We start from the raw sequence: 23,813 nt of genomic DNA, 5'->3' as shown, positions 1-23,813 counted from the left end.
GGCGGTCGGCGACGGCACGCCCCTGTCGGCTTGCACACGTGCCCGCTGATGCTCGTACAGGGGAAGGAGCGCGTCGTGGGAGGCTTCCATGATCGGACGAGCCAGCGGGTCTTCGAGTTCGCGGTTCTCGGCACCGCGCCCGTCTGTGGTGTCCTGCTGACGGCGCTGGACGTCCACCCGACATCGGTGGAGGTGGCGATGCCCGCCGTGGTCAGAATCGGCTGGGAGGTCGGCCTCATCGTGGTCGGCCTCGCGGGCCTGCTCGGGATGTTCTGGCCGGGAGAACTCGGTACCGGGCTCGGTATCGAACTCGCCGCGGTGCTCATGCTGGGTGCGCTTGCCGCGATGTACGTGGTCGCCGTCCTGGCGGTCGCCGGCGCGCAGGCGGTGGTGGCCGCGTCGTTCGTCGGCGCGGTGGCGGTCGGTTCCTGGCTGCGCTCGGCCGAGATAGTGCGGTCGCTGCGGTGGCTCGTCCGCATGCATCAGGCCGGCTTGGATCCTTGCGTTGAGAGGCGGACGTGAACACCGCGCAGGCGTCCGGCTCCCCCTACTGGGCGCAGGTCCTGATCTCCGCTCTCGGGCTGTTCGGTGGTGCCAGCGGCCTCGGTGTCCTGGCCACGATCGCGGTGCAACGGCGAAAGCTGAAGGCCGACACGGCAGGAGCGCTGACCGACGCGGCGCTGGCGCTCGTGCAGCCGCTGCGTACCCGGGTCACCGAACTGGAGGCCGAGGCGCTGGCCGTGCGGCAGCAGTTGGCGGCGTCACAGCGGGAACTGCAGGAGTTGCGAGCGACGGTATGGGACCTGACCAGGACACTGGAACGATGGCGGGAAGCGATCAAGGCGCCGGGCGCGACGATGCGCCGGATACAGGCTCTCGTGGCGGAGGAGGAGCGACGCCCGCACGGCCATCCTCGACGCCGCGCCCCCTGAACCCGGCCGCCGCATCAAGTGGCGCGGAGGGAAGGATCTGGTCGCCTCCGCGGTGGGGTTCGAGCGGGAGGTCCGCGGGGCTCAGGATCGGCAGGGGAAGTTGCTCTTCGAGCAGGTCACCCCGTAGTTGTACGCGTCGTTGAAGTGTGTGTAGTAGGCGTCGTAGAGCGGGTGTGTGGTGCCGCTCTCCGGGGCCATCTTGACGAAGATCTCGTCGTTCTCGTTGAGGGCGTCCTGCGTCCAGTTCTGTGAGCCGGTGTAGACGCGGTACTGGTAGGCGCTGCCGTACTTGCCGTAGGCCATGAAGAACTTGTCGTGCACGTTGTCCTTGCGGCGGATGGCCACTCCAGCGTCGAGCAGCTCGTTGTAGACCGACTGGCTCATCGCGATGCCGCCGTCGGCGTTCGTGCCGATCACCATCCAGACCTTGCACCCGGCGGCGCGGAACCGGGTGACGAGATCGACGATCTGCGGCCGACCGGTGGTCACCGCGGCCATCCCCACCCGCAGCCGGCAGTTGGCGTCGGGGCTCAGGTCGTTGAGCCGCGTGACGACGGTGTCGGTCTGCCCCAACCCTTCCGGAGACGCGTACGCGTCGGCGGCGGCCGCCTGGTAGTAGCCCCGGCCGGAGGCGGAGTCGTAGTAGTCGTTGCCGCTGTAGTGCCGGCGGTTCCACATGTCGCTGAAGTTGGCGTTGAGCCCGCCGGCGAGCGCCGCGTCGCCGTAGACGGTGATGGCGTTGTTGAACGCGTCCGGGCCGGTGGCGTAGGTGAGGTTGCTCGAACCGAACCAGACAACGTTGCTGCGCAACACACCGTTCGGATCGGTGGTGCTGGTGAAGGTGAACAACTTCGTGTGCATGTCACCGTCGGCGCTGGTGCTGATGCAACCGTGGCCGCCGCCGCTGTCCAGGCAGAACTGGTAGTTGTTCAGCTGCTTGATCTTGGCAATGGCCGAGTCGGTCGAGGCCGCGTTCTTGCCGTCGAGGACCACCATCACCGTGACACCGCGGGTCTGGGCGCGCAGCAGCGCGTCCGCGATCGAGTCCACGCTGAGCGAGTGGATGGCGCCCCGGATGGTGGAGCCGGCCGGCGCCGCGTCGATCAGCCGCTGCAGTTCGGTGAGGATGGTGTAGTCCCGCCCGGCGGTGGGGTCGGTGAAGTGCGCCCAGACCGGGTAGCCGGCCAGGGTGGCCGACGCCGTCGACACGCCCGCGGTTGCCGCCGCGGCGGGCGCCGGCTCGACCGGCGACACCACCGGGAGCGCGACGCCCGCGACGAGGGACCACGCCAGCGTACGACGGAGAGCGGCACCCACCCGGTTGGACCTCATAGACAACGATGATTGAAAGAAATTGCCGGCGCGTCAATATCCCGACGGGGTCCTCCCGCGCCCGGGCCCGCTGTCGCTTGGCGGAGGCTCTCCGTTCACCTGGCGCGGGGGGCCCGCTTCCACATCTTGCACAAAAGTTTCAACGCTGTTACGTTGGCGCGCACCCGTCAAGCGAAGGGTGTCAATATGCGAACGCTGGACAGGATTGCCGCGGTGGCCACGGCGGCGACGACCAGGACAGGGCGGGCCCTGCGGCGCCGCGGTCGCGCCGCCACCGTGCTCGCGTTGGCGACCGCGCTCGTCGGCCTGCTGCCGGCCGCCGCCGCGCAGGCGAATGTGAACAGGTACACCGTCCAGCCGAACTCCCCCAAGCCGGCGGTGTGCAACAACTCCGGCACCATCCCGCCCGGCACCTGGATGCAGAACAGGCCGTGCGGCTACTGGGTCGGCACCGCCATGGCCGGCTCGTCCTTCGACGTCCACCAGACCAACCCCAGCAACTACCACTACGGGCGCAGCTGGGGCAACAACAACATCTGCACCTGGATCCCGCCCGGCGCCCTCAGCTCCAGCCCGACGGCATCCGTCGCGGAGTCGTGCAGCGACGCGACGAAGGACAACATCTCGCACCGCCGGACGATCGGCTACAACTTCAACGCGGCGGCGCACGCGGCCACGGACGGCACGGCGATCACCGTCAACCCGGCGTGCACGGCCTACTACAACTACTACACGACCAGCACGTACAGCGACGGCTCCCTGCGTGACGTGGCCGGCCACCCGGGCTCCACGGTGATGTACCGCTTCACGGCGAACGGATCGAATCCGGCGATCGTCGTCCGGGACGGCGTGATCGGCTGGGTGTTCCTCAGCCGCTCGTGCGTCACGGACTGGCGCGGCATCACCTTCTACAACGACAACGACTGATCCGACACCTGCCCCGGTCCGCGGCGCTTGCGCCGACCGGCACCAGGTCAGAGCCGCAGGTCACGCGGCGTGCCAGGACGGGCTCGCCGCGCTCGGCTGATCCGGGCGGCACCGGCACCGAGCCGGTGCCGGCGCCGTCAGGCGTTTCAGCGTTTGGCCTGTTGCTTGGCCATCTCGGGGCGCTCGCCCTTGCCGACCCTCTGCAGCGCGTCGCGCAGTTGCTCCTCGGTCATCTTGGAGTTGCCCTCGATGCCCGCGTTGTGGGCCTTCTGGCGCAGATCGTGCAGCTGCTCCCGGTTACCCATGTCGACCTCCCGTGTCGCGGTGGCGCAGGCGGCTCCGCGCGCCACTCCGCTCGTCGCCTTCCCGGGTGAGCCGGGGGCAAACCGCGCCAGCTGGCACGCACTCGCGTGGCTGCTGCGGTAACTGCTGTCGGCTTGACCTCAGGTCTTCCATCGGGATCAGGGCAGACCGGACCGAGGCTCACCGGTGGGGGCGTCGCGGATGGCGAGTGCGGCTTGGATGAGCGCGGCGTGCGTCAGCGTCTGGGGATAGTTGCCGAGGTGGGCGCCGGTCGCGGGGTCCAGTTCCTCGGCGTAGAGGCCGATCGGGTTGGCGTGGTCGAGCATGGTCCGGAACAGGTCGACGGCCTCGGCGCGGCGCCCGGTGCGGGCGAGGGCCTGGACGAGCCAGAACGAGCAGGGCAGAAAGGCGCCTTCGGCGCCGGGGAAGCCGTCACTCCCTGGCGGGTAGCGGTAGAGAAGCGGACCGCCGGCGGAAAGCCGGTCCCGGATGGCGTCGATGGTGCCACGCACCCGGGGCGATTCGATGTCGTCGAAGTCGAGCAGCGGCAGGACCAGTAGGGCCGCGTCGAGGTCCGGGGAGCCGTAGGTACGGACGTAGCTGCCCGCCGTTGGATCGAAGCCCCGGGTCCGGACCTCGGCGGCGATGGCGTCCCGGGCCTTCTGCCACTGTCGTCGTTGGCGCTCCGGCAGCGGGTGCGTCTCGGCGATGCACAGGGCCCGGTCCAGGGCGAGCCAGCCCATCAGCTTGGAATGTACGTGGTGGGCGGGTGCGCGAACCTCCCAGATGCCGGCGTCCGGCTCCGGCCAGCGACGGGCGACCACGTCGGCGAAGCCACGCACGGCCCGCCACGTCTCGCTGTAGAGGAGGTGCCCGGCCTGCGCGAACGCCCAGGCGGCATCCACCACCCAGCCGTAGCCGTCGAGTTGGTGTTGCTCGGCGGCGCCGTTGCCGATCCGTACCGGAACGCTGTCGAGATAGCCGGGCCAGCCAGGCAGATCCCGTTCCGCTGGTACGTGGCGGCCGTGCAGGGTGAGCAGGGCCGGCAGGCGTGGCCGCTGCAGCCGGCTGGCGTGCAGCAGCCAGGCGAGGAAACCGTGGGCCTCATCGGGTTTGCCGACACTGAGGAAGGCACTGACGGCGATGCTGGCGTCACGGGGCCAGACATAGCGGTAGTCCCAGTTGCGTACCCCGCCGGGATCCTCGGGCAATGACGTCGTGGGTGCCGCCACCGGCGCGCGTGAGGGCGAGTAGGTCAACAGTCGCAGGGTCAGCAGACTCCGTACGACGTGCTCCCGGAAGGGCAGCGATTCGTCGATGTCGGCGGTCCAGGCCCGCCATCGGGCTTCGTCGGCGACGAGCAGTTCCCAGGCTGCGGCGGGCTCGACGTGCATCAGCGGTTCGCGGTGGGCCACGGCCAGCACGAGGATGACCGGACTTCCCGGCCTGACCGTGACCGCGGTAGGCCGGCCCGGCTCGATGGTGAGCGCAGGTGCGCTGTCCAGCGAGACCGCGAGCGAGCCCCACTCACAGACGGCGCGACGTCGGTGGCGGACGCGGGGCCGGCGTCGCCGCACGCCGAGGCGGGGGTCGAACTCGACGACGGCGTCGACCGCTGCCTCCTCGGCCGACAGCCGCCGCACGATCAGTGTCGTGGGCAGCAGGCGGTGGCGGACCTCGGCCACCATGCCCTCGGTGAGGGTGAGACGTCCGCCGCCTACCGTCCAGGTTGTCTCCAAGGTGGCGGTGTGCTGCCGGTAACGCCGTTCGACGACCGTGCTCGGCCCGGCCGGGCCGACCCGGAACGTTCCCGCGTCCGGGCCGCCGACCAACCGGCCGAACAGGGGCTCGCCGTCGAAGCGGGGCACGCAGAGCCAGTCGATCCCGCCGTCGCTCGCGACGAGGGCAGCGGTACGGGTGTCACCGAGCAGCCCGTAGTCGCTGATCGGCGCTGGCGGCCGAGGGTAGGTCGCGTTCGGCCCACCAGCCATGGCATCGCTCCCTGGCGAGTCGTGCGGCGCGGGTCAACCGGCCTGCAGGAGCAGTCCCAGGACGACCCCGTAGATGACGTGGACGACGGCCGCGACCGTCGGAGTCTGGACGCCGTAGTTCAGGCTGAACAGGCCGGGCGGCTCCAGCACGGCCCTGCTGGCCGGGCCGGCCCGCTGCGAGGCCATGCGCGGGTGGACACCCGGAAGCAGCGGCAGGAGCACCGTCAGCGCGATCCCGACGTGGAGCGTCCCGAGCAACGCCCCGATCCACCAGGTGGCGCGGTGCAGCAGGGCGAACGTGGCCGCGTAACCGAGGGCGAAGCCCTGGCCGGCGCAGAGGTGGATGAAGAAGCCGATGACCCGGGCCCGGTCGGGGTCCTCGGTGACGAGCGTCCCGAGCACCAGGGGAAGGTCGAGGCGGGTGAGGCCGGCCAGTTGCGCGGTGATCAGCGCCGCCGTGAGCGCCACGGTGGCCACCAACCCGAACAACGCCCATCCGGCCCAGTCCATCTCAGCAGTGGTCGACGCCGCGCGGGTCCGGCCCGCCAGTGAGCGGCCCAACTGGCCGGATCCGAGTTGTCGAGCAGTGGCTGCGCGCCGTCGGCAGGCGGCCTGGCGTCCGCTCCGTCATCGGTCACCCCGGCTGGACAACGTGAAGCTCCTACTTGATTGAAACGACCGCATCGCGCTGATATGCGACGACAGTGACGGTTACGGCTTTCCACCATAAGCCACCCGGCCGGTAACCCTGGCCTGCTCGCCGAGATGCGCCCGGTACCAGGCCTTCCGGTGAAGCGAGCCGCCGAGGGCGGCGGGCGTGACCGTTCCTTCGGGGGTGTCTTCGCGGTTGGCCGGACTCCAGGGCGCGGGCGTGGTACGAGTGCTCGGTGAGTGCTGACGACCGCCAGGCCGGCGCCGACCGGTCCCGGCGTGATCGGGTGGCGGAGAACGTGAGGGACACTGCGGTCCGGATCCGCGGCCGAGGGGGTCGCGCCGGTCGACTGCGCCTGCATCAGCTGGAAGTCGCGGTCGTGATCTCCCTGCAGGCGGGGCTCGCCGCGGCACTGGCCTGGTGGATCGGACACGATGTGCTCGGCAACCCGTCGCCGGTCTTCGCACCCTCCGCCGCGGTGGGCACGATCGTCGCCGCCCTCGGCCAACGGGCCCGCCGTACCGTCGAGCTCCTCCTCGGCGTCGGGCTGGGTATCGCCACCACCGACGTCCTGCTGGCGTTCCTGGGCACCGGCATCTGGCAGACCGGGCTGATCGTCGGACTCGCCATCCTGGCCACGCTCGTGCTGTTCGGTCGCAGCGGGTCAGCCGTCGGACAGGCCGGCGGCACCGCGGTGCTGCTCGCCACCCTGGCGCCGGCCCAGCACAACCTTGAATGGCCGCGGATCGTCGAGGCGACCGTCGGCGGCGTCGTCGGCCTCGCGGTGGTCGCGTTGCTGGTCCCGATCAACCCGATGCGGATCCTCGACCGCGACGCGGCCCCCATCTACCAGTGCCTCGCCGGTCAACTGAGAGAGGTCTCCGCAGCGCTGGCCACCCGCGATCAGCAACGGGCGGTCCGGGCGCTGGACACGCTGCGCGGTATGGGACCCGACCTCGACCGGATGCACCAGGCGCTCAGCGGCGCCGAGGAGGTCGTGAGCCTGGCGCCTGCCCGCTGGCGGCGCCGCCAGGACGTGGAACGCTTCGCCCGCGCAACCGTGTACCTGGAACGAGTCATCGAACACAGCCGGGGGTTGGCCCGCCGGTCAGCGCTGGCGCTGCAGTACCACGAGCGGGCACCTTACGACCTGTCCGTCGGCGTCGACCGCCTCGCCGACGCGGTCGAGCTCCTGCGCCGTGAGCATCGTGCCGGGCGCCCCACCGAGCAGACCCACCAGAATGTACGCGACGCCGTGCAGCAGGCCGGCCGAGCCCGAGCGCTGGGCGTCGACGAGTTCGGAGAGGCGGTGGTGACGCAGCTACGCACCGCCGCGAGCGACCTGCTGCGGGCGATCGGCTCCGACCCGACGTCGGCGAACCAGGAGATCCGCAGTGCCATGCGAGCCGGCGAGGAATCCGTTCACCATGGTGGCGCATCCGAGTGAGTAGACGCCGCAGACAGCGGGGCGTCGATGATCGTGCGTTCGACTCTGGCTACCGACTGTGCGAGCTCGTGTCCACCAGGGAGTAGCCGACACCCCGCGCGGACTCGACCGCGACGGTGGCGCTCGCCTCGCGGAGCTTGGCCCGCAGTCGCTTCACGGTCGAGCGGACGGCCGCGGCGTCGTCCAGGTAGTCCGCGCCCCAGACCCGTTCGTAGAGCTGCTGGTAGGTCCATACGCGCAGCGGCGGGTTCGCGAGGGCGGTGAGCACGTCTCGCTCCAGCCGGGTCAGGGGGAGGATGCGCCCGGCCCAGCTGACCTGCTGCCGCTGCTGGTCGACGACGAGACGCCCCAGCGCCACCGCACCCGTCTCCTGGGAGGTGGAGCTGTCGGTGTCGTCGAACAGCAGGGCGCGGACCGTCTGTAGGTCGGGAAACATCAGTACGACTCCGTTGCCGCTCATGAGCCGAGCGACCTGTGCCCGTTTGCTGCGATCGGCGGTCACGCAGAGTATGACTGGCTGCCCATCAAATTCCCCCCGGGAACTGCCCATGGGAGAAGGAAAGCAACTTGCACAACGCAGGTCAATATCAAATGCTTGATCATTCAAAGATGAAGCTCGATATTGGCCCGATTTTGCCTCATACCTGCCCACCTTCTGCGCTTGAGAGAAGATCGCGACCCATCGACGATGATCACGGGAAGTCGCCTACCTGCGGTTTCCTCGCCCTGCGTCACTCGGCGGGTCCACCACACGTGGCCGCCGTCAGCTAGGAGGTCGTCGCCTGATGCACAAAACGCGAAATGGCCTGCGGAGAGCCGGACCGGTCGCCGTACTGGCCGCCGCCGCCCTGCTCCTTGGCGGTCTACCAGCGGCCGCTCAACCCCTCGATCCCGAACCCGCCGCTCCCGCACTTCCGGCCGCAAAGGCCGAAGTGCGTCAAGCCGCCAAACATGACCTGTCTCGGAAACTGCGCGAAATAGCTCCGAAACAAAAGGCCGGACAGGAATCGACAAGTGCGGTACAGCCCGCTCGATCGCTCAACCGGCAGGCGGCGGAGCTGACCGCCGAGGCAGGAAGCGATGCCGTGCAGCGAGGCTTCACCGCTTCTCAGGTACCTGAATTCGCCGCCAACTTCGAGGGCGTCGGCAACATCGACGGCGTGCTGCCGCCGGACACCAACGGCGACGTGGGGCCCAACCACTACGTGCAGATGGTGAACCTGCACTACGCCGTCTACAGCAAGACCGGCAGCCTGCTGCTCGGTCCGCTGCCCGGCAACGCCATCTGGGCCGGCTTCGGCGGGCCGTGCGAGACCCGCAACGACGGCGACCCCGTCGTGCTCTACGACGAGGCGGCCGACCGGTGGATGCTCACCCAGTTCGCCCTGCCCGGCGGGTCGTCGGGCATGCACCAGTGCATTGCCATCTCGCAGACCGGTGACCCGACCGGCGCCTTCTACCGGTACGACTTCCTGTACCACCAGACCCGGATGAACGACTACCCGAAGTTCGGGATCTGGCCGGATGCCTACTACATGACGGCCAACGAGTTCGCCCCGTCGTTCGTCGGGGCGGGCGCGGTGGCGTTCGAGCGGGAGAAGATGCTCTCCGGCCAGGCGGCCCGGATGGTGTACTTCCACCTCGGACCGGACTTCGGTGGCCTGCTGCCGTCCGACGCGGAGGGTCTCGCCCCGCCGGCCGGGGCGCCGAACCCGTTCGTCATGTTCGACGACGACGCGTGGGGCATCTCGCCCACCGACCGGCTCCTGATGTGGGACTTCAAGGTCGACTGGACCAACCCCGCGAACTCCACCTTCGGCAACAACCTCGCCCCGAGCCGATTCCTGGAGACAGCGCCGTTCGACTCGAACATGTGCAACTATGCCCGCACCTGCGTCCCCCAGCAGGGCACCTCGGCGAGGCTGGACGCGATCGCGGACCGGTTGATGAACCGGGCCGCCTACCGGAACTTCGGCGACCACGCCTCGATCGTGCTGAACCACACGGTCGACGCCGACGGCACGGACCACGGCGGCGTGCGGTGGTACGAGCTGCAGAGCACCGCGCCCACCGCCTGGCGCATCAACCAGCAGGGCACCTACGCCCCCGATGCCGAGCATCGCTGGATGGCCAGCGGGGCGATCGACGTCTCCGGCAACATCGCGTTCGGCTACTCGGCGTCGAGCAGCACCTCGTTCCCGTCCATCCGGATGGCCGGCCGGCTCTCCGGTGACCCGCTCGGCCAGCTCGGCCAGAGCGAGCGGACGCTGATCGCCGGAACGGGAGCGCAGACCCACTCGGCGGCCCGCTGGGGCGACTACAGCTCGATGTCGGTGGACCCGACCGACGGCTGCACCTTCTGGTTCACCTCCGAGTACCTGACCACCACCAGCTCCGCCACGTGGCACACCCGGGTCGGCGCGATGAAGTTCCCCAACTGCGTCGCCGGGCCGCACGGTGAGGTCACCGGCAAGGTCACCAAGTCCGACGGCGCGCCGATCGCCGGCGCTACCGTGCGCGTCGGCGGCAGCGGCACCGTCACCGACGACCAGGGCGGCTACAAGATGTCCCTGCCGGCCGGGCAGCACGAGCTGACCGCGTCGGCGTTCGGCTTCGCGCCGAAGACCCAGACGGTCACCGTCACCGACAGCGGCAGCGTGACCGCGAACTTCACCCTCGACGCCGTGCCGACGCGCAAGGTCTCCGGTGTGGTGAAGGACGGCTCCGGGCACGGTTGGCCGCTGTACGCGCGGATCGACGTGGCCGGCAGGCCGGGCGGACCGGTGTTCACCGATCCCGCCACCGGCGCGTACTCCGTCGACCTGCCCGGCGGCGAGTACGGGCTGACCGTCAAGGCGATGTACCCGGCCTACCAGCAGGGCACCGCCCAGATCACCGTCGGTGACGGCGACCAGGTGAAGGACTTCGACCTGGCCGTCCAGAACAGCTGCACCGCCGCCGGCTACAGGTTCAACTACGGCGCCCCGGTGCTCACCGAGGCGTTCGACTCCGGTACGACCCCGGAGGGTTGGAGCGTGGTCAACCGGACCACCAGCGGTGGCTGGGTGTTCACCGACCCGCGCAACCGGGGCAACCTCACCGGCGGCACCGGCAAGTACGCGATCGCGGACAGCGACGCGGCCGGCTCCGGCACGACCATCGACACCGATCTGATCACTCCCGCTCTGGACCTGTCCGCCGTACCGTCGCCGGTGCTGCGGTTCAACAGCGACTACCGGGCGCTCAACGGGTTCGCCAACGTCGAGGTCAGCATCGACGGCGGCACCACCTGGGTGACCGCCGCGAACTGGACGACCGCCAGCCGGCGCGGTCCGGTGCTCGAGGAGGTCCCGATCCCGCAGGCCGGCGGCCACGCCGACGTGCGGGTCCGGTTCCACTACCGGGGCAGCTTCGCCTGGTGGTGGGAGGTCGACAACGTCTCCCTCGTCAACCGGTCCTGTGACCCGGTTCCCGGCGGCCTGGTCGTCGGGCAGGTGCTGGACAGCAACACCTCGACGGGCCTCAACGGCGCCACCGTCACCAGCGCGGACAAGCCCGCCGAGAAGGCCACCACCGGGCCGACGCCGGACGACGGCAACCTTGGTGACGGCTTCTACTGGCTGTTCTCCTCGTTGACCGGGGAGCACCCCTTCACGGGGGCGAGCAGCAACTACGGGTCGGTCACCGCCACGGTGAACGTCGCGGCCGACGGGACCACCCGAGCGGACTTCTCGCTCAAGGCCGGCCGGTTGACCATCACCCCGCCGTCGCTGACCGGCACCCAGACGCTGGGCCAGGAGTCGACGGCGAGGACGACGATCACCAACACGGGCAACGCGCCGGCCAGCGTGGAGTTGTCCGAGCGGCGCGGCGGCTTCGAGATCCTCGGGCCGCGCGGCGCGCCGCTGCAGAACAACCTGGTCAAGGGCAGTGGCACCTCGATCGCCTGGCGGGGCGACAGCACGGCCGGCGACCCGGTCGAGCCGTCACCCTACGCGCCGCCGTGGGTCGACACCGCCAACTACCCGATCTCCGTGATGGACAACGCCGTCGCCGCGTACGACGGCAAGGTGTACTCGGTCGGCGGCGCCTCCGCCTCCGCCAACCTCGCCAACAGCTACGTCTACGACCCGGCCACGAACGTGTGGACCCGGATCGCGGACCTGCCCGCGGCGCTGGAGAAGCCGGCGGCGGCGTTCGTCGACGGCAAGCTGTACGTGTTCGGCGGCTGGGACTCGGCCGGCAACCCGTCCAGCAAGGTGTACGCCTACGACCCCACCACCAACGCCTGGCAGACCCGGGCCGCAGTCAACCCGGCGCCCCGGGCAGCCCCCGGCATCGCGGTGGCCGACGGCCAGATCTACCTGGTCGGCGGGTGCGTGGACGGAAGCTGCGCCAAGTCGAACGCGGTCGTCCGATACAACCCGGGAGCCGACTCGTTCACCACCGTCGCACCGTATCCGGTCGCCGTCGCCTGGCAGGGCTGTGGCGGGATCAACGGCACGGTCTACTGCGCCGGCGGCAACGGGCCGACGACCCTGAAGAGCACCTACGGCTACAACCCGGCCAGCAACACCTGGACCCAGCTGGCCGACCTGCCGGTCGACTTCTGGGGCGTGGCCGCCGACACCGCCAACGGGCTGCTCCTGCTGTCCACCGGTGTCATCAACAACTCCACCATCGTCACCAACCAGGGCTGGGCGTACGACCCGGCGGCCAATTCCTGGTCGGCGCTGCCCAACGCCAACTACGCCCGCTACCGGGCCGGGGCGGCGTGCGGGTTCGTGAAGGTCGGTGGATCGACCGGTGGCTTCACCCCGACGCCGCAGAGCGAGATGCTGCCCGGCTTCGACCAGTGCGCCACCGTCACCGACGTGCCGTGGCTGTCCGCGTCCCCGACCACGGCGACGCTGCAGCCCGGGGAGAGCGCCACGGTGACGGTCACGCTCGACGCCACCTCGGCGGCGGGCGTTGCCCAGCCCGGCACCTACACCGCACAACTCGGGGTCAGGTCCAACACCCCGTACGCGGTGGCGCCGATCGACGTGACGATGGTGGTGCAGCCGCCCAAGGACTGGGGCAAGCTGGCCGGCACCGTCACCGGGATCAACTGCCAGGGCAGCAGCGCCGCCCTGCGCGGGGCCACCGTCCAGGTCACCGGCAAGGGTGGCTGGACGTTCACCCTGAAGACCGACGCCAACGGCACGTACGCCATCTGGGCGCCGTCGGGCGCCAACTCGTTCGAGGTGATCGTGGCCCGGGACGGGTGGATCCCGCAGACCCAGAAGGTGAGCATCAAGGCGGGCAAGACGGTGACCACCGATTTCGCCCTCCGACCCGACACATGCTGACGGGTAGTTGAGCACCCGGACCCGCGCCGATCCGTCGGCGCGGGTCCGGCCCGTTCTTCAGACCTCCGGGACCGCCGTGGACAGCCGGCCTGCGCTCGCCCCACCCTCACCCGCGCAGCAGCGGCAGAAGCTGGTCGCCCTGGCGGCTGATCTCCGGCAGGTAGGGCGTGTCGGAGAGCACGAAGTGGGTGATGCCCAGCCCCTGGTACCTGCGCAGCGACCGCGCCACGTCGTCGGCGGAGCCGACCAGCCAGGTGGTGCCCGCTCCACCGCCGCCGAACCTGCCCGGAGCGGTGTAGAGGTTGTCGTCGAGCACCTCTCCGCGGGCGGCGAGGTCGAGCAGCCGCCGCTGACCGACGGCGGCCTGCCAGTTCTGGTCCCGCGCGGCGACGCCGATGCCCTTCGCCATCTCCGCCACCTTGGCTTCGGCGTCGGCCCAGGCCTGGTCGGTGGTGTCCCGCACCACCGTGGTGACCCGCAGCCCGAACTCCAGCGGGGCGTGCTCGCGTCCCAGCTTCTCGCCGAGCTGCTTGAGCCGCTCGATCCGCTCGGCCACGCCGTCGAGCGGCTCGCCCCAGAAGAGCTGGACGTCGGCCTCGGTGGCGGCCACCTCCTCGGCGGCGGGGGAGGCGCCGCCGAAGTAGAGCCGAGGGTGCCGGCGTTCGCCGCGGACGACCGGCCGGAGCGCCACCGTGGAGCCGGTGACGCTGAAGTGCTCGCCCTGGTAGGTGACGTTCTCCTCGGTCCACAGCCGGCGCACGATCTGGAGGAACTCCCGGGTGCGGGCGTAGCGGTGGGCCTGGTCGCCCTCACCGTCGCCGTACGCCGCCAGGTTGTCCTTGCCCGACACGATGTTGACCAGCACTCGTCCGCCGCTGAGGTGGTCGAGCGTCGCGGCGGCGGAGGCGAAGTTGGCGGGCCGCCAGTAGCCGGGGCGGATCGCGATCAGCGGCTGGAATGTCGTCGTCCGGGCGGCCAGCGCGGTGGCGACCGTGAAGGTGTCGGGCCGTCCCCAGCCGGTCCCGAGGAGCGCGCCGCCCCACCCGTGCTCCTCCAGGGCCCGGGCGTGGCTGGTGAGGGTCTGCAGGCTGTTGTGGTGCTCGACGACGTCGTCGCCGCGGTGGCCGGGCTGGACCTGATTGGGGATGTACCAGAGGAACTCCGGGCTCATCGGTGGTGCCTTCCTGCTCGATTGGGGAGGTGGCGGGAACGGGCGTTGCCCGCGGGGCGGAACGGTGACCCGGCCCGCTCCGCGCGTGCCTTGGTCACGCGATGGGGTCAGGCCGTCGTGACTGGGCGGTGGGCGATGGCGGCGGCGTGCCGGTCGGCCCATCGCGCGGCGATCTCGCGCGCGTCCGCCAGCCGCGACTCGGGCACGGCCAGCGGCGGCGCCGGGACCCGTGCGCCCAGTTCGACCAGCACGTCGCGCAGGGCCGACGCCGCCGCGTCGGCGTGCGCCGGCGAGGCGGCCACGGCCACCGGCACTGCGATCACGTCGGCCAGATCCCGGTGCCCGAACTGGTCGAGGAAGACCTTCAACAGCCCGGTGTAGCTGCCCTTGTACGCGGGCGTCGCGACGACCAGCAGCCGCGCCGACCGTACCGCCGCGAACGGGTCAGGGCCGGTCGTCGCCCCGTACGCCGGCTCCGGCCCGAACGACACTCCGACGACCTCGGCCAGCTCCAGCACCTGGACAGCGCCGGGCGACCCGCCCAGCCGATCCAGCAGCGCCCCGGTCACGGCTTCGGCGAGTCCTCGGGTACGCGACCCGGCGCGCGGGTTGCCCACCAGCACGACGACACCCGCGCTCACCGAGCTGCCCCGGCGGGGTGTGGCGCCGGCCCACCGCGTCGGCGCTGCGCCGGGTCGGCCAGCGACGGCGGCTGGTAGCCGGCGTCGGCGGGGTTCAGCGTGGTGCCCGGTGGCACGATGGCGTCGATGCGGTCCAGCACGTCCCGGGACAGCGTCACCTTGGCGGCTCCGAGCTGCGACTCCAGGTGCGCCAGGGTGCGTGGCCCGATGATCGCCGAGGTGACCGCCGGGTGCTCCAGGACGAACGCGATCGCCAGATGGATCAGCGACAGCCCGGCCTCGTCGGCGAGGGCGGCCAGCTCGTCGACGGCGGCCAGCTTGGCGGCGTTGGCCGGCAGGGCCGGGTCGAACCGGGCCGGGAACCGGCCGGCCCGGCGGGAGATCGGGGCCTCGAGCCCCGCGTGGTAGCGACCGGACAGCCAGCCGCCGGCCAGTGGGCTCCACGGGATCACCGCCAGCCCGTACCGCTGGGCCACGGGCAGCACCTCGCGTTCCACCCCCCGGGCCAGGATCGAGTACGGCGGCTGCTCGCTGACCACCCGCTCCCGCCCGCGCCGCTGCGCGATCCACTGGCCCTCCACGATGGCCGACGGCTCGAACGTGGAGGTGCCGAGGTAGCGGATCTTGCCCTCGCGCACGAGGTCGGTGAGCGTGCCCAGGGTCTCGTCGAAGTCGGTGTCCGGCTCCGGCCGGTGCGCCTGGTACAGGTCGATCCAGTCGGTGCGCAGCCGGCGCAGGCTGTTCTCCACCGCGCGGACGATCCAGCGGCGGGAGTTGCCCCGGTGCTGCGGGTTGTCGCCGACCTGGCCGTGGAACTTGGTGGCCAGGAAGACGTCGTCACGCCGTCCGCCGGCGAGGGCCTTGCCCACGATCTCCTCCGACTCGCCGTCGGAGTAGACGTCGGCGGTGTCGATGGCGGTGATGCCCTCGTCGAGCGCCCGGTGGATGATCCGGATGCTGTCCTCGTGGTCCGGGTTGCCCCGTTGCCCGAAGTTCATCGCCCCGAGCGTCAGCGAGCTGATCCGGACGCCGGTGCGCCCGAAGGGCCGGTTGTCGACCATGGATTCTCCGTTCCAGGGATCAGCGGGCGGTGGCCGCGAGCTGCCGGGTGAACTGGTTGGCGGGGCGGGGCAGCCCGTAGTGGTCGCGCAGGGTCGTCCCGGTGTACTCGGTGCGGAACAGCCCCCGGCGCTGCAGGACGGGCACGACGTGGTCGACGAAGGTCTCCAGCCCGGACGGCAGCACCGGCGGCATGATGTTGAAGCCGTCCGCCGCGCCGCTGCGATACCACTCCTCGATGGCGTCGGCGACCTGCTCCGGGGTGCCGGCGAAGGTGCGGTGCCCGCGCCCGCCGCCGAGCCGGCCGATCAACTGGCGTACGGTCAGCCGTTCCCGCCGGGCCAGGGTGACGATCAGCGTGTACCGGCTCTTGGCGCCCTCGATCTCGTCCTCGCTGGGCAGGTCCGCGGGGAGCTCCTTGTCCAGGTCGAGGTCCTCCGGCGCGACCCGCAACGTGGTGGCGAGCTGCTGCCGGGCGTACTCGGGCTTGATCAACCGGTCCAGCTCGTCCTCCAGCGCGCGGGCCTCGGCCTCGGTGGCGCCGATCGCCGGCACGATGCCCGGCAGGATCTTGATGGTGTCCGGATCGCGACCCGCCTGCGCGGCCCGTTGCTTGAGGTCGCGGTAGAACGCCTGGGCCTCGGGGAGCGTCTGCTGGGCGGTGAAGACGGCCTCGGCGTACCGGGCGGCCAGCTCCTTGCCGTCCTCGGACGACCCGGCCTGCACCAGCAGCGGGTAGCCCTGCGGCGAGCGGGGGACGTTCAGCGGGCCGGCCACCCGGAAGTACCGCCCGACGTGCTCCGGCGGGTAGAGCAGGTCGTCGTCGCCCCACCGGCCGGCGTCCTTGTCGCCGAGCGGCGCGGCGTCGTCCCAGCTGTCCCAGAGCTTCAGCGACACCTCGACGAACTCGGCGGCCCGCTCGTACCGGTCGCGGTGGGCGGGCAGCTCGTCCAGGTTGAAGTTGCGGGCCGCCTTCTCGCCGGCCGTGGTGACGATGTTCCAGCCGGCCCGGCCGCCGCTGATGTGGTCCAGCGACGCGAACCGGCGGGCCAGGTTGAACGGCTCGTTGTACGTCGTGGAGGCGGTCGCGATCAGCCCGATGTGGCTGGTCGCGCCGGCCAGGGCGGTCAGCAGCACGGTGGGTTCCAGGGTGCCGCCCGGCCGCCGGCCGATGCTGTTCCACAGCACCGGGCTGTCGGCGAGGAAGAGCGAGTCGAGCTTGCCGCGCTCGGCGATGCGGGCCAACCGGGTGAAGTGCGCGACGTCGGTCTGTGCGAACGGGTCGCTCGCCGGCAGCCGCCAGGCCGCCTCGTGGTGGCCGACGCCCATCAGGAACGCGTTGAGGTGCAGCATGGTCATCCTTCCGTCGGGTCGAGGCCGAGCGCCCGCAGCAGGGACTCCCGGTAGGCGAGGAACTGCGGTTGCCGGTGCGAACGCGGCGCCGGCAGGTCGATGGCGAGGTCGACCGCGATGCGGCCCGCGTCGAGCAGCAGCACCCGGTCGGCCAGCGTGACGGCCTCGTCGACGTCGTGCGTGACGAGCAGCACCGCGGGCCGGTGCCGGGCGCACAGCTCGCGCAGCAGGTCGTGCATGCGCAGCCGGGTCAGCGCGTCCAGCGCGCCGAAGGGCTCGTCGGCCAACAGCAGCTCCGGCTCGGACACCAGGGCCCGGGCCAGCGCCACCCGCTGCTGCTCACCGCCGGACAGCTCACTGGGCCAGGCCCGCTCGCGTCCGGCCAGTCCGACCTCGGCGAGGGCCGCCCGGCCGCGCTCGGGCGCGTCCGACCCGCGCAGGCCGAGGACGACGTTGCCCAGGACGCGCTGCCACGGCAGCAGCCGGGCGTCCTGGAAGACGACCGAGGAGTTCTCCGGTACGTCGACCAGGCCCGAGCCCGTGACGTCGCCGTCCAGGCCGGCGAGCGCCCGCAGCAGAGTGCTCTTGCCCGAGCCGCTGCGGCCCAGCAGCGCGACGAATTCCCCCGCGCCGACCTCCAGGTCGAGGCCGTCCAGGACGGTCCGGTCACCGAAGCCGCGCACCAGTCCCTGGACCCGTACGGGGCGGGTGGCGGTCAGTCCGCCAGCGTGCGTCGCCACGACAGCGCCCTCCTCTGCACGAGTCGGACGGCGCCGTCGGACAGCAGCCCGAGCAGCCCGTACAGCACGAGCCCGACGATGATCACGTCGGTCTGGCCGTACTGGCGGGCCAGCTCCATCATGTAGCCGATGCCGCTGGTCGAGTTGATCTGCTCGACCACCACCAGGGCCAGCCACGCGCCCACCACCGCGAACCGCATGCCGAGCAGGAAGCCGGGCAGCGCGCCGGGCAGCACGATCCGGCGGAGGAAGACGCCCCGCCGCAGCCGCAGCGACTCGCCCAGTTCGACGTACCGGCTGTCGATGCTGCGCAACCCGTTGTGGGTGTGGATGTAGACGGGTACGAGCACGCCCAGCGTGATGGTGGTGACCTTCATCTGCTCGCCGATGCCGAGCCAGAGGATGAGCAGCGGCACCAGCGCGAGGGCCGGGATGGCCCGTTTGATCTGGATCGGGCCGTCGAGGATGGCCTCACCCCACCGGCTCAGCCCCGCGACCAGGGCGAGCACCGTGCCGATGACGGTGCCGATGGCGAGGCCCAGGGCGGCCCGCTGCGCCGAGACGGCCAGGTTGTCCGGCAGGCGGCCGTCCGCGATGAGGTCGCCCGCCGTCGTCACCACGGTCCAGGGTGCCGAGAGGGTACGGGAGTCGAGCCAGCCGGTCGCCGAGCCGAGCGCCCACGCCGCCAGCAGCAGGAGCGGGCCGGCCGCCGCCCCGAACGGGATGGGGCGGCCCGGCTTGAGCCGGCGTCGCGGCTTGCGGGCGGGCGCGGCCGCCGCCGCCCGGGGCCGGGTGAGGACGGAGGCGGTCACCGGGCACCTCCCGCGGCGAGGGCGTCCGCGGCGACGGATTCGTACCGCCGGTCGTACAGGTCCTCGGCCTTGAGTGGCCTGTTCCCGGTCTCCTTCGCCAGCAGGTCGATGGTCTCCTGGTGCCGGGCGATGGCCTCGGTCCAGCTGGCCGGGATGTCGGCCACGCCGGCGTTCTCGACCAGCCACCTGCCGTCGTCGGCGCTGAGGCCCTGGTCCTTGACGTAGTACCGCTCGATCCACTCGTCCGGGTTGGCCTCCCGCCACCGCCAGGCCCGCGCCCACGCCCGCACGTACTCGCGGATCGCGGCCGCCTTCGCCGGGTCGGCCAGCACGCTGACCGGCGCGTACAGGTGGCCGGGATCGTCCCGCAGGCCGTGCGCGATCGTGGTGGCGCCGTCCCGGCCGTACTTGGCCTCGTAACGCCTGATCTGCACGCCCCCGATCGGGGCGACCTCGACCTGGCGGCTGGCGAGCGCGGTCGCGTAGACGTCGCCGGTGCTCGGCAGCTCGATCAGCGTGACGTCCTGCTTGGTCAGTCCGGCCTTGTGCAGGACCCGCAGCACCAGCGCGCCCTGTGCCTGCCCCGGGCTGTACGCGATCTTCTTGCCGCGGATGTCGGAGAGCGTGGCGACGGCGACGCCGGGCGCGATGCCGAGCCGGTAGATGGCGTGGTTCAGCGGGTCCTGCCGGAACTTCGACGCGACGATCTTCGTGGGAATGCCGGTCCAGTGGGAGTGGATCGGCGGGATGTCCGCGACCGACCCGAGGTCCAGGGCGTCGGCCCGGAACGCCTCCAGCGTCTGCGGGCCGCCGCTGATGTTGGCGAACTCCACCTGGAAGGTGAACTTCTCCACCTCGCCGGAGAACTCGAGCGCCTTCTGGTGCTCCTTGTCGCCCACCACGAGCTTGGTGCCCTTCGGGACGGACTCCGGCAGCGGCGCGCCGGCGGCCAGCACCGCGTCGGGCGTTTCGTCGCCGGCGCAGGCGGTCAGGCCCAGCGCGACGGCGCCGAGGGTGGCGGACAGGAACGCCCGGCGATCGAAGAGGGGTGACGACTTCACTTACGACTCCTTCGTGGATGGCTGCAGGGCGGCGTACCGCCCCATGTGGTAGAGCAGCGGGGCGCCCTCGCCGTGGCGGCCGGTCAGCGGCTCGGCGAGCACGATCGCGTGGTCGCCGGCGAGCACGCGCTCGGTCACCCGGCACAGCAGCCAGGCGACCGGCTCGTCCAGCAGCGGCACCCCGTACGGGCCGGGGCGCCAGCCGGGGTGCGCGGCGAACCGGTCGATACCGCTGGTGGCGAACGTCCGCGCGACCTCGCGCTGGTCCTCGCCGAGCAGGTGCACCGCGACGTGCTCCGCGCCGGCCACGGTCGGCCAACTCGACGACGACCGGGCCAGACAGAACGACACCAGCGGCGGGTGCAGGGACACCGAGGTGAACGAGGTCGCGGTGAACCCCACCGGCGGGTCGCCGGCGGCGGTGACCACCGCGACCGACGCGGCCTGCCGGCGTAGCAGGGCACGGAACGTGTCCGGGTCGACCGGCGCGAGCGGTTCGTCGATGACGGTCATGACGTTCCTCCTGATCGAGAACGACGGGTGTGCGCCGGCCCGCCCAGGTGGGTGCGGGGCGGCGTCGAGCGGCCGTTGATCGGGTAGCGGACACGCGGCGGCTCGTCGTCGAGCCGGTGGCGTGGCGACAGGGGAGAAGTCAGGGATGCGCGCTCAGCGGCAACAGCCGCGCGCGGTGGTCCAGCCACGGCAACAGCCCCGGGACACCGCGACCGCGGTGCCGTCGAGGGGGCTCACCTGGCTGATCATGGCTCCCACGCTAACCCACAATCCCTACGGGGTAAATAGGGTTTCAGACACTGGGACGCACCACTCGGACCCGGAAGCGGAGCTGCCGGAGCGTCGAAGAGATCGGGCCGTCGACGGCCGTCAGGTCGGTGTGGACTGGAGGGTGTCCGCGACCGGGCGCCGGGCGGCGGCCGTGGCGGGGATGGCGGTGAGCACGGCGATGGCGAGCAGGACTCCGAGTGCGGTGGCGAGCAGCCAGGAACCGGGTGGGTGCTGGACCTCGTCGGTGCTGAGTGACGCAACAAGCCCGATGCCGGTCGGGATCCCCACGGCGACGCCGGGTATGGCGGGAAGCAGTTGCGCTGCCGCCAGGCCCACCCCGGTCTGCGCGGGCGTGGCACCGAGCGTCCGTGCGACGGCCAGCGGCTGCCGGGCGTCGAGTACCACGGTCCACGTGCTCACGACGGCGTTGATGAGCGCAAGGACGCACAGCACGACGGTGAGCAGGAGCATGGCCTGCTCGCCCCGTTCCCACCGGGGATTGGCGAGTTGCGTGTAGCCGAGATCGAAGTGCACTACACGGGTGTTTTCCATGAGTATGGCGACGAGCGTGGTCGTGGTGATCAGGGTGTTCACCATGACGAGTCGGGCTCGGCGCGGCCGGCGCGCGTTGATGCGCACTCCGATCAGCAGGGCGGTGGGCAGCCGGCGCGACAGCCAGATGCGCCACCGCCGGCGCTGCGGCGGCGTTGCGGCGTCGGCCAGTGCGTGAACGGTGCTGGTGGCGGCGGCGCGCACCACCGGTATCAGAGTCGCCGCCACAGCGATCGTGAGGGCGAGGGCCGTGACGGCGATCACTATGCGCAGCGCGGGGGGTTGGGCGTTGACGGAGCCGATGAGTCCGGCGCTGGGGCGGATCAGCACGGGTGCGGCGAACCAGCCGGCGGCCAGGCCCGTGGCAGCGGCGGCGAGCCCGATGACGAGGTATTCGGCGAGGTGGACGGCGGCGATCATGGCTGGTCCGGCGCCGACGGCCTTGAGCAGCCCCACCCGGCGGCGCTGGCCGATGATCCGGCCCGCGACGATGCCGGCGACGCCGGCCAGCGCAAGGCCGGTGAGCAGCCAGCTGCCGACGAGCAGCACCGTCCGCGCGTCGCTGTACAGGCGACCGTTGAGGTAGCTGATCTCCTGCCAGGTGGTGAGTTGGTCGCTGACGGTGTACGTGGTGCTGGCCGCCGGCTCGGCGAGTTTGAGGTTCAGGGTGTAGGACAGCGGCTGGCTGCCCGCGAGCGTGGCGATGTCGCTGTGGTCGACCCAGACCAGGCCGCCGCGCTCGACCAAAATGCTGCCGGAGTAGTGCCACCCGGCGTACGGATATGTCGCTCTCGCGGCGGTGACCGCAGTCCCGATCACGCGCAGCGGATGGCCGTCGATGTTGACCGTGTCGCCGATGCGGATGCCAAGGGCGTCGGCGAAGGCGCGCTCGACGACCACGCCGCCGGGGCGTACCCAGGTGCCGTCGGTCACGGCGGGCCGGTCGGTCGACACGGGTGTGGTGTCCCGGCCCTCGACGACGGCGTGCGCGGACTTGCCGCGGGCCGTCATCGTCAGGTAGGCGATCGGGAAGGGCCCGCTGTGGTCGGTGACGCCGGCCGCGGTGGTCAGCGATGCGAGTTCGTCCAAGGCGGCCTGGCCGGTGGCCCGGGGTGTCACGATCACGTCCGGGCCGGCGGTGGCGGTCCGGGTCTGCTGGTACGGCCGGTCGGCGATTTCGTTGAGGGTGAGGCCGAGGGTCAGCGTCGCGGTGGCGGCGGTGATGGCGAGCAGGAGCAGTACGGTCTCGGTGCGCCGCCGGCGCAGGTCACGCACCAGCAGCCGGCAGACGAGCAGCAGGCGGCCGGCCACGTCAGCGCCACCCGCCGTAGACCGTGCCGGTGACGGCGAGCTGGCTGTCGTCGGCGAACGCCCCGTCCCGCATGGAGATCACCCGGTCGGCGACCGCGGCGATGCGCGCATCGTGGGTGACCACCACCAGCGTCTGCCCCGTCGTACGCAGCTCCTCGAACAGCCGCAGCACCTCCAGGGTGGCGGCGCTGTCCAGGTTCCCGGTCGGTTCGTCGGCCAGCACGACCAGCGGCTCGTTGCTCAACGCGCGGGCTATGGCGACCCGCTGACGCTGGCCGCCGGACAGCGCCGACGGCAGGTGCGCGGCGCGGTCGGCGAGCCCGACCCGGTCCAGCAGGTCCAGGGCGCGCCGGCGGGCCCGGCGGGGCGGCTGACCGGCCAGCAACGCGGCCAGCTCGACGTTCTCCACCGCGGTGAGTTCGTCCATGAGGTGGAAGGACTGGAAGATGAAGCCGACGTGGTGGCGCCGTAGTCGGGCCAGGGCCCGCTCGCTCATCCCGTCGATCCGGTGCTCGGCCAGCCAGATCTCGCCGTCGGTGGGGCGTTGCAGCCCGCCCAGCAGGTGCAACAGGGTCGACTTCCCGCAGCCACTGGGACCCATGATCGCCAGCGTCTGCCCGGCGGGCACGTCCAAGTCGACCTCGTCGACCGCGCGGACCAGCGCACTTCCCCGGCCGTACCACCTGGTCACCCCGCGCGCCCGCAGCAGCGCCGATCCGCTCACGCGGCATCACCAGGCCGGCCCTCGCTGCGCTCGCTCATGGGTGCCTTCCGTCCGGTCCGGTCGCGATCGGTCCACATGCGTTCGCACGCCTCCAGCCACTCCAGGTCGGCCCGCAGCCGCAGCACGACCCCCTCCAACAACAACCCGACGACCGGATCCACCGACCGCTCCAGAGCCGCCCGCTGGGCATCCCGCAACCGGCGCAGCACCTCACGCCGCTGCGCATCGACCAGCGCCACCGGATCGGCCAGCCGGCCAGCAGCAGCGGCCACCAGCTTGAGATGGAATTCGCTGAGGTCCGGCTTCGGCCAGCTCACCTCGGCCAGCCACGCGGCGACCCGTTGCTGCCCGGCCGGAGTCAGCGCGTAAACGCGCCGGTCGGGCCGGTCCGGCAGACCCTCGGCCCGCTCCGACGTCACCAGCCCCGCCTTCGCCAGCCGGGTCAGCGTCACGTAGATCTGCCCGGCGTTCATCGACTCGCCGAGCGGGCCGAGCGCGCCACGCATCCGGCTACGCAGCTCGTAGCCGTACGCCGGCTCCTTCGCCAGCATGGCCAGCACCACATCCTGCACCCGGGAACACCTCCGTCGACCGACATTAGATAACCGTTAGCCATAGCCTTGTCAAGCAAGACGGAAGGGGCGCGGCGGACCACAGCCGGCTGCCGTCCG

Annotated in this window: 21 protein-coding genes; 5 read left to right on the top strand and 16 right to left on the bottom strand. The window is 71.4% G+C overall.

What is annotated here, in order from left to right; genetic code table 11:
• Window positions 1–48: 48 nt before the first annotated feature.
• Both ACGFI9_RS04315 and ACGFI9_RS04310 read left to right on the top strand, forming a co-directional pair.
• Window positions 49–522 (top strand): hypothetical protein, encoded by a 474-nt coding sequence (locus ACGFI9_RS04315; RefSeq protein ID WP_393174742.1) that lies wholly within the window; start codon window positions 49–51, stop codon window positions 520–522.
• A complete protein-coding gene (locus ACGFI9_RS04310) occupies window positions 519–932 on the top strand; it encodes a hypothetical protein (protein WP_393174740.1) in 414 nt (137 codons plus the stop codon). Before ACGFI9_RS04315 ends, ACGFI9_RS04310 begins: the two co-directional genes overlap by 4 nt.
• An 81-nt stretch (window positions 933–1,013) precedes the next feature.
• On the opposite strand, the gene ACGFI9_RS04305 is transcribed toward ACGFI9_RS04310, so the two are convergent.
• Window positions 1,014–2,249, bottom strand: a complete 1,236-nt coding sequence (locus tag ACGFI9_RS04305; protein WP_393174738.1) for a phosphatidylserine/phosphatidylglycerophosphate/cardiolipin synthase family protein — start codon at window positions 2,247–2,249, stop codon at window positions 1,014–1,016.
• Between the two features lie 201 nt (window positions 2,250–2,450).
• On the opposite strand from ACGFI9_RS04305, the gene ACGFI9_RS04300 reads away from it, so the two are divergent.
• Entirely contained in the window at window positions 2,451–3,191 is a 741-nt protein-coding gene (locus ACGFI9_RS04300; protein WP_393174736.1) for a hypothetical protein, read from the top strand.
• A 146-nt stretch (window positions 3,192–3,337) separates the two neighbouring features.
• Here the strand turns inward: ACGFI9_RS04300 and ACGFI9_RS04295 are convergent, their stop codons facing one another.
• The 3 genes from ACGFI9_RS04295 to ACGFI9_RS04285 form a co-directional block, all read right to left on the bottom strand.
• On the bottom strand, window positions 3,338–3,496 hold the full coding sequence (locus ACGFI9_RS04295; protein WP_393174734.1) for a hypothetical protein: 159 nt from the start codon (window positions 3,494–3,496) through the stop codon (window positions 3,338–3,340).
• 156 nt (window positions 3,497–3,652) lie between these two features.
• Window positions 3,653–5,485, bottom strand: coding sequence for a glycoside hydrolase family 15 protein (locus ACGFI9_RS04290; protein WP_393174732.1), 1,833 nt, complete (start codon window positions 5,483–5,485; stop codon window positions 3,653–3,655).
• 33 nt (window positions 5,486–5,518) lie between these two features.
• A complete protein-coding gene (locus tag ACGFI9_RS04285) occupies window positions 5,519–5,995 on the bottom strand; it encodes a hypothetical protein (RefSeq protein WP_393174730.1) in 477 nt (158 codons plus the stop codon).
• A 521-nt stretch (window positions 5,996–6,516) separates the two neighbouring features.
• Between ACGFI9_RS04285 and ACGFI9_RS04280 the strand changes: the two genes are divergently transcribed.
• Complete coding sequence (locus ACGFI9_RS04280) at window positions 6,517–7,584, top strand: aromatic acid exporter family protein (protein ID WP_393174728.1); 1,068 nt, start codon at window positions 6,517–6,519, stop codon at window positions 7,582–7,584.
• A gap of 49 nt (window positions 7,585–7,633) precedes the next feature.
• Here ACGFI9_RS04280 and ACGFI9_RS04275 read toward each other — a convergent pair whose 3' ends face one another.
• A complete protein-coding gene (locus ACGFI9_RS04275) occupies window positions 7,634–8,020 on the bottom strand; it encodes a winged helix-turn-helix domain-containing protein (RefSeq protein ID WP_393174726.1) in 387 nt (128 codons plus the stop codon).
• A gap of 649 nt (window positions 8,021–8,669) precedes the next feature.
• On the opposite strand from ACGFI9_RS04275, the gene ACGFI9_RS04270 reads away from it, so the two are divergent.
• The gene (locus ACGFI9_RS04270) at window positions 8,670–12,935 is read left to right on the top strand and encodes a carboxypeptidase regulatory-like domain-containing protein (protein ID WP_393174724.1); all 4,266 of its coding nucleotides are present in this window, start codon (window positions 8,670–8,672) and stop codon (window positions 12,933–12,935) included.
• Between the two features lie 106 nt (window positions 12,936–13,041).
• Here the strand turns inward: ACGFI9_RS04270 and ACGFI9_RS04265 are convergent, their stop codons facing one another.
• The 11 genes from ACGFI9_RS04265 to ACGFI9_RS04215 form a co-directional block, all read right to left on the bottom strand.
• Window positions 13,042–14,106, bottom strand: a complete 1,065-nt coding sequence (locus ACGFI9_RS04265; RefSeq protein WP_393174722.1) for an LLM class flavin-dependent oxidoreductase — start codon at window positions 14,104–14,106, stop codon at window positions 13,042–13,044.
• 107 nt (window positions 14,107–14,213) lie between these two features.
• Window positions 14,214–14,747 (bottom strand): NAD(P)H-dependent oxidoreductase, encoded by a 534-nt coding sequence (locus ACGFI9_RS04260; protein ID WP_393174720.1) that lies wholly within the window; start codon window positions 14,745–14,747, stop codon window positions 14,214–14,216.
• Entirely contained in the window at window positions 14,744–15,808 is a 1,065-nt protein-coding gene (locus ACGFI9_RS04255; RefSeq protein ID WP_393174718.1) for an aldo/keto reductase, read from the bottom strand. Before ACGFI9_RS04255 ends, ACGFI9_RS04260 begins: the two co-directional genes overlap by 4 nt.
• 19 nt (window positions 15,809–15,827) lie before the next feature.
• Complete coding sequence (locus ACGFI9_RS04250) at window positions 15,828–17,159, bottom strand: LLM class flavin-dependent oxidoreductase (RefSeq protein ID WP_393174716.1); 1,332 nt, start codon at window positions 17,157–17,159, stop codon at window positions 15,828–15,830.
• Between the two features lie 2 nt (window positions 17,160–17,161).
• Window positions 17,162–17,899 carry an ABC transporter ATP-binding protein gene (locus ACGFI9_RS04245; RefSeq protein WP_393174714.1) on the bottom strand — a complete coding sequence of 246 codons (738 nt, stop codon included), beginning with the start codon at window positions 17,897–17,899 and terminating at the stop codon, window positions 17,162–17,164.
• Window positions 17,875–18,711 (bottom strand): ABC transporter permease, encoded by an 837-nt coding sequence (locus ACGFI9_RS04240; protein WP_393174712.1) that lies wholly within the window; start codon window positions 18,709–18,711, stop codon window positions 17,875–17,877. The genes ACGFI9_RS04245 and ACGFI9_RS04240 overlap by 25 nt, the downstream gene beginning before the upstream one ends.
• Window positions 18,708–19,772 carry an ABC transporter substrate-binding protein gene (locus ACGFI9_RS04235; protein ID WP_393174710.1) on the bottom strand — a complete coding sequence of 355 codons (1,065 nt, stop codon included), beginning with the start codon at window positions 19,770–19,772 and terminating at the stop codon, window positions 18,708–18,710. The genes ACGFI9_RS04240 and ACGFI9_RS04235 overlap by 4 nt, the downstream gene beginning before the upstream one ends.
• A complete protein-coding gene (locus tag ACGFI9_RS04230; RefSeq protein WP_393174708.1) occupies window positions 19,773–20,285 on the bottom strand; it encodes a flavin reductase family protein in 513 nt (170 codons plus the stop codon).
• A gap of 369 nt (window positions 20,286–20,654) precedes the next feature.
• Entirely contained in the window at window positions 20,655–22,418 is a 1,764-nt protein-coding gene (locus ACGFI9_RS04225; RefSeq protein ID WP_393174706.1) for an FtsX-like permease family protein, read from the bottom strand.
• A 1-nt stretch (window position 22,419) separates the two neighbouring features.
• Entirely contained in the window at window positions 22,420–23,142 is a 723-nt protein-coding gene (locus tag ACGFI9_RS04220) for an ABC transporter ATP-binding protein (RefSeq protein ID WP_393174705.1), read from the bottom strand.
• Complete coding sequence (locus ACGFI9_RS04215) at window positions 23,139–23,714, bottom strand: PadR family transcriptional regulator (RefSeq protein ID WP_393174703.1); 576 nt, start codon at window positions 23,712–23,714, stop codon at window positions 23,139–23,141. Before ACGFI9_RS04215 ends, ACGFI9_RS04220 begins: the two co-directional genes overlap by 4 nt.
• Between the last annotated feature and the right edge of the window lie 99 nt (window positions 23,715–23,813).

The sequence above is a fragment of the Micromonospora sp. NPDC048930 genome (genome assembly GCF_043197935.1).
Taxonomy (GTDB): Bacteria; Actinomycetota; Actinomycetes; order Mycobacteriales; family Micromonosporaceae; genus Micromonospora.
The sequence above is the reverse complement of the archived record's forward strand: the minus strand, read 5'-3'. Positions and strand labels throughout refer to the sequence as shown.

Excerpts from the sequence above, each read along its gene's own strand:
- ACGFI9_RS04250 (WP_393174716.1), bottom strand. The coding sequence starts at position 17,159 with ATGCTGCACCTCAACGCGTTCCTGATGGGCGTCGGCCACCACGAGGCG.
- ACGFI9_RS04230 (WP_393174708.1), bottom strand. The coding sequence starts at position 20,285 with ATGACCGTCATCGACGAACCGCTCGCGCCGGTCGACCCGGACACGTTC.
- ACGFI9_RS04290 (WP_393174732.1), bottom strand. The coding sequence starts at position 5,485 with ATGGCTGGTGGGCCGAACGCGACCTACCCTCGGCCGCCAGCGCCGATC.
- ACGFI9_RS04275 (WP_393174726.1), bottom strand. The coding sequence starts at position 8,020 with ATGTTTCCCGACCTACAGACGGTCCGCGCCCTGCTGTTCGACGACACC.
- ACGFI9_RS04295 (WP_393174734.1), bottom strand. The coding sequence starts at position 3,496 with ATGGGTAACCGGGAGCAGCTGCACGATCTGCGCCAGAAGGCCCACAAC.
- ACGFI9_RS04315 (WP_393174742.1), top strand. The coding sequence starts at position 49 with ATGCTCGTACAGGGGAAGGAGCGCGTCGTGGGAGGCTTCCATGATCGG.
- ACGFI9_RS04265 (WP_393174722.1), bottom strand. The coding sequence starts at position 14,106 with ATGAGCCCGGAGTTCCTCTGGTACATCCCCAATCAGGTCCAGCCCGGC.
- ACGFI9_RS04300 (WP_393174736.1), top strand. The coding sequence starts at position 2,451 with ATGCGAACGCTGGACAGGATTGCCGCGGTGGCCACGGCGGCGACGACC.
- ACGFI9_RS04255 (WP_393174718.1), bottom strand. The coding sequence starts at position 15,808 with ATGGTCGACAACCGGCCCTTCGGGCGCACCGGCGTCCGGATCAGCTCG.
- ACGFI9_RS04285 (WP_393174730.1), bottom strand. The coding sequence starts at position 5,995 with ATGGACTGGGCCGGATGGGCGTTGTTCGGGTTGGTGGCCACCGTGGCG.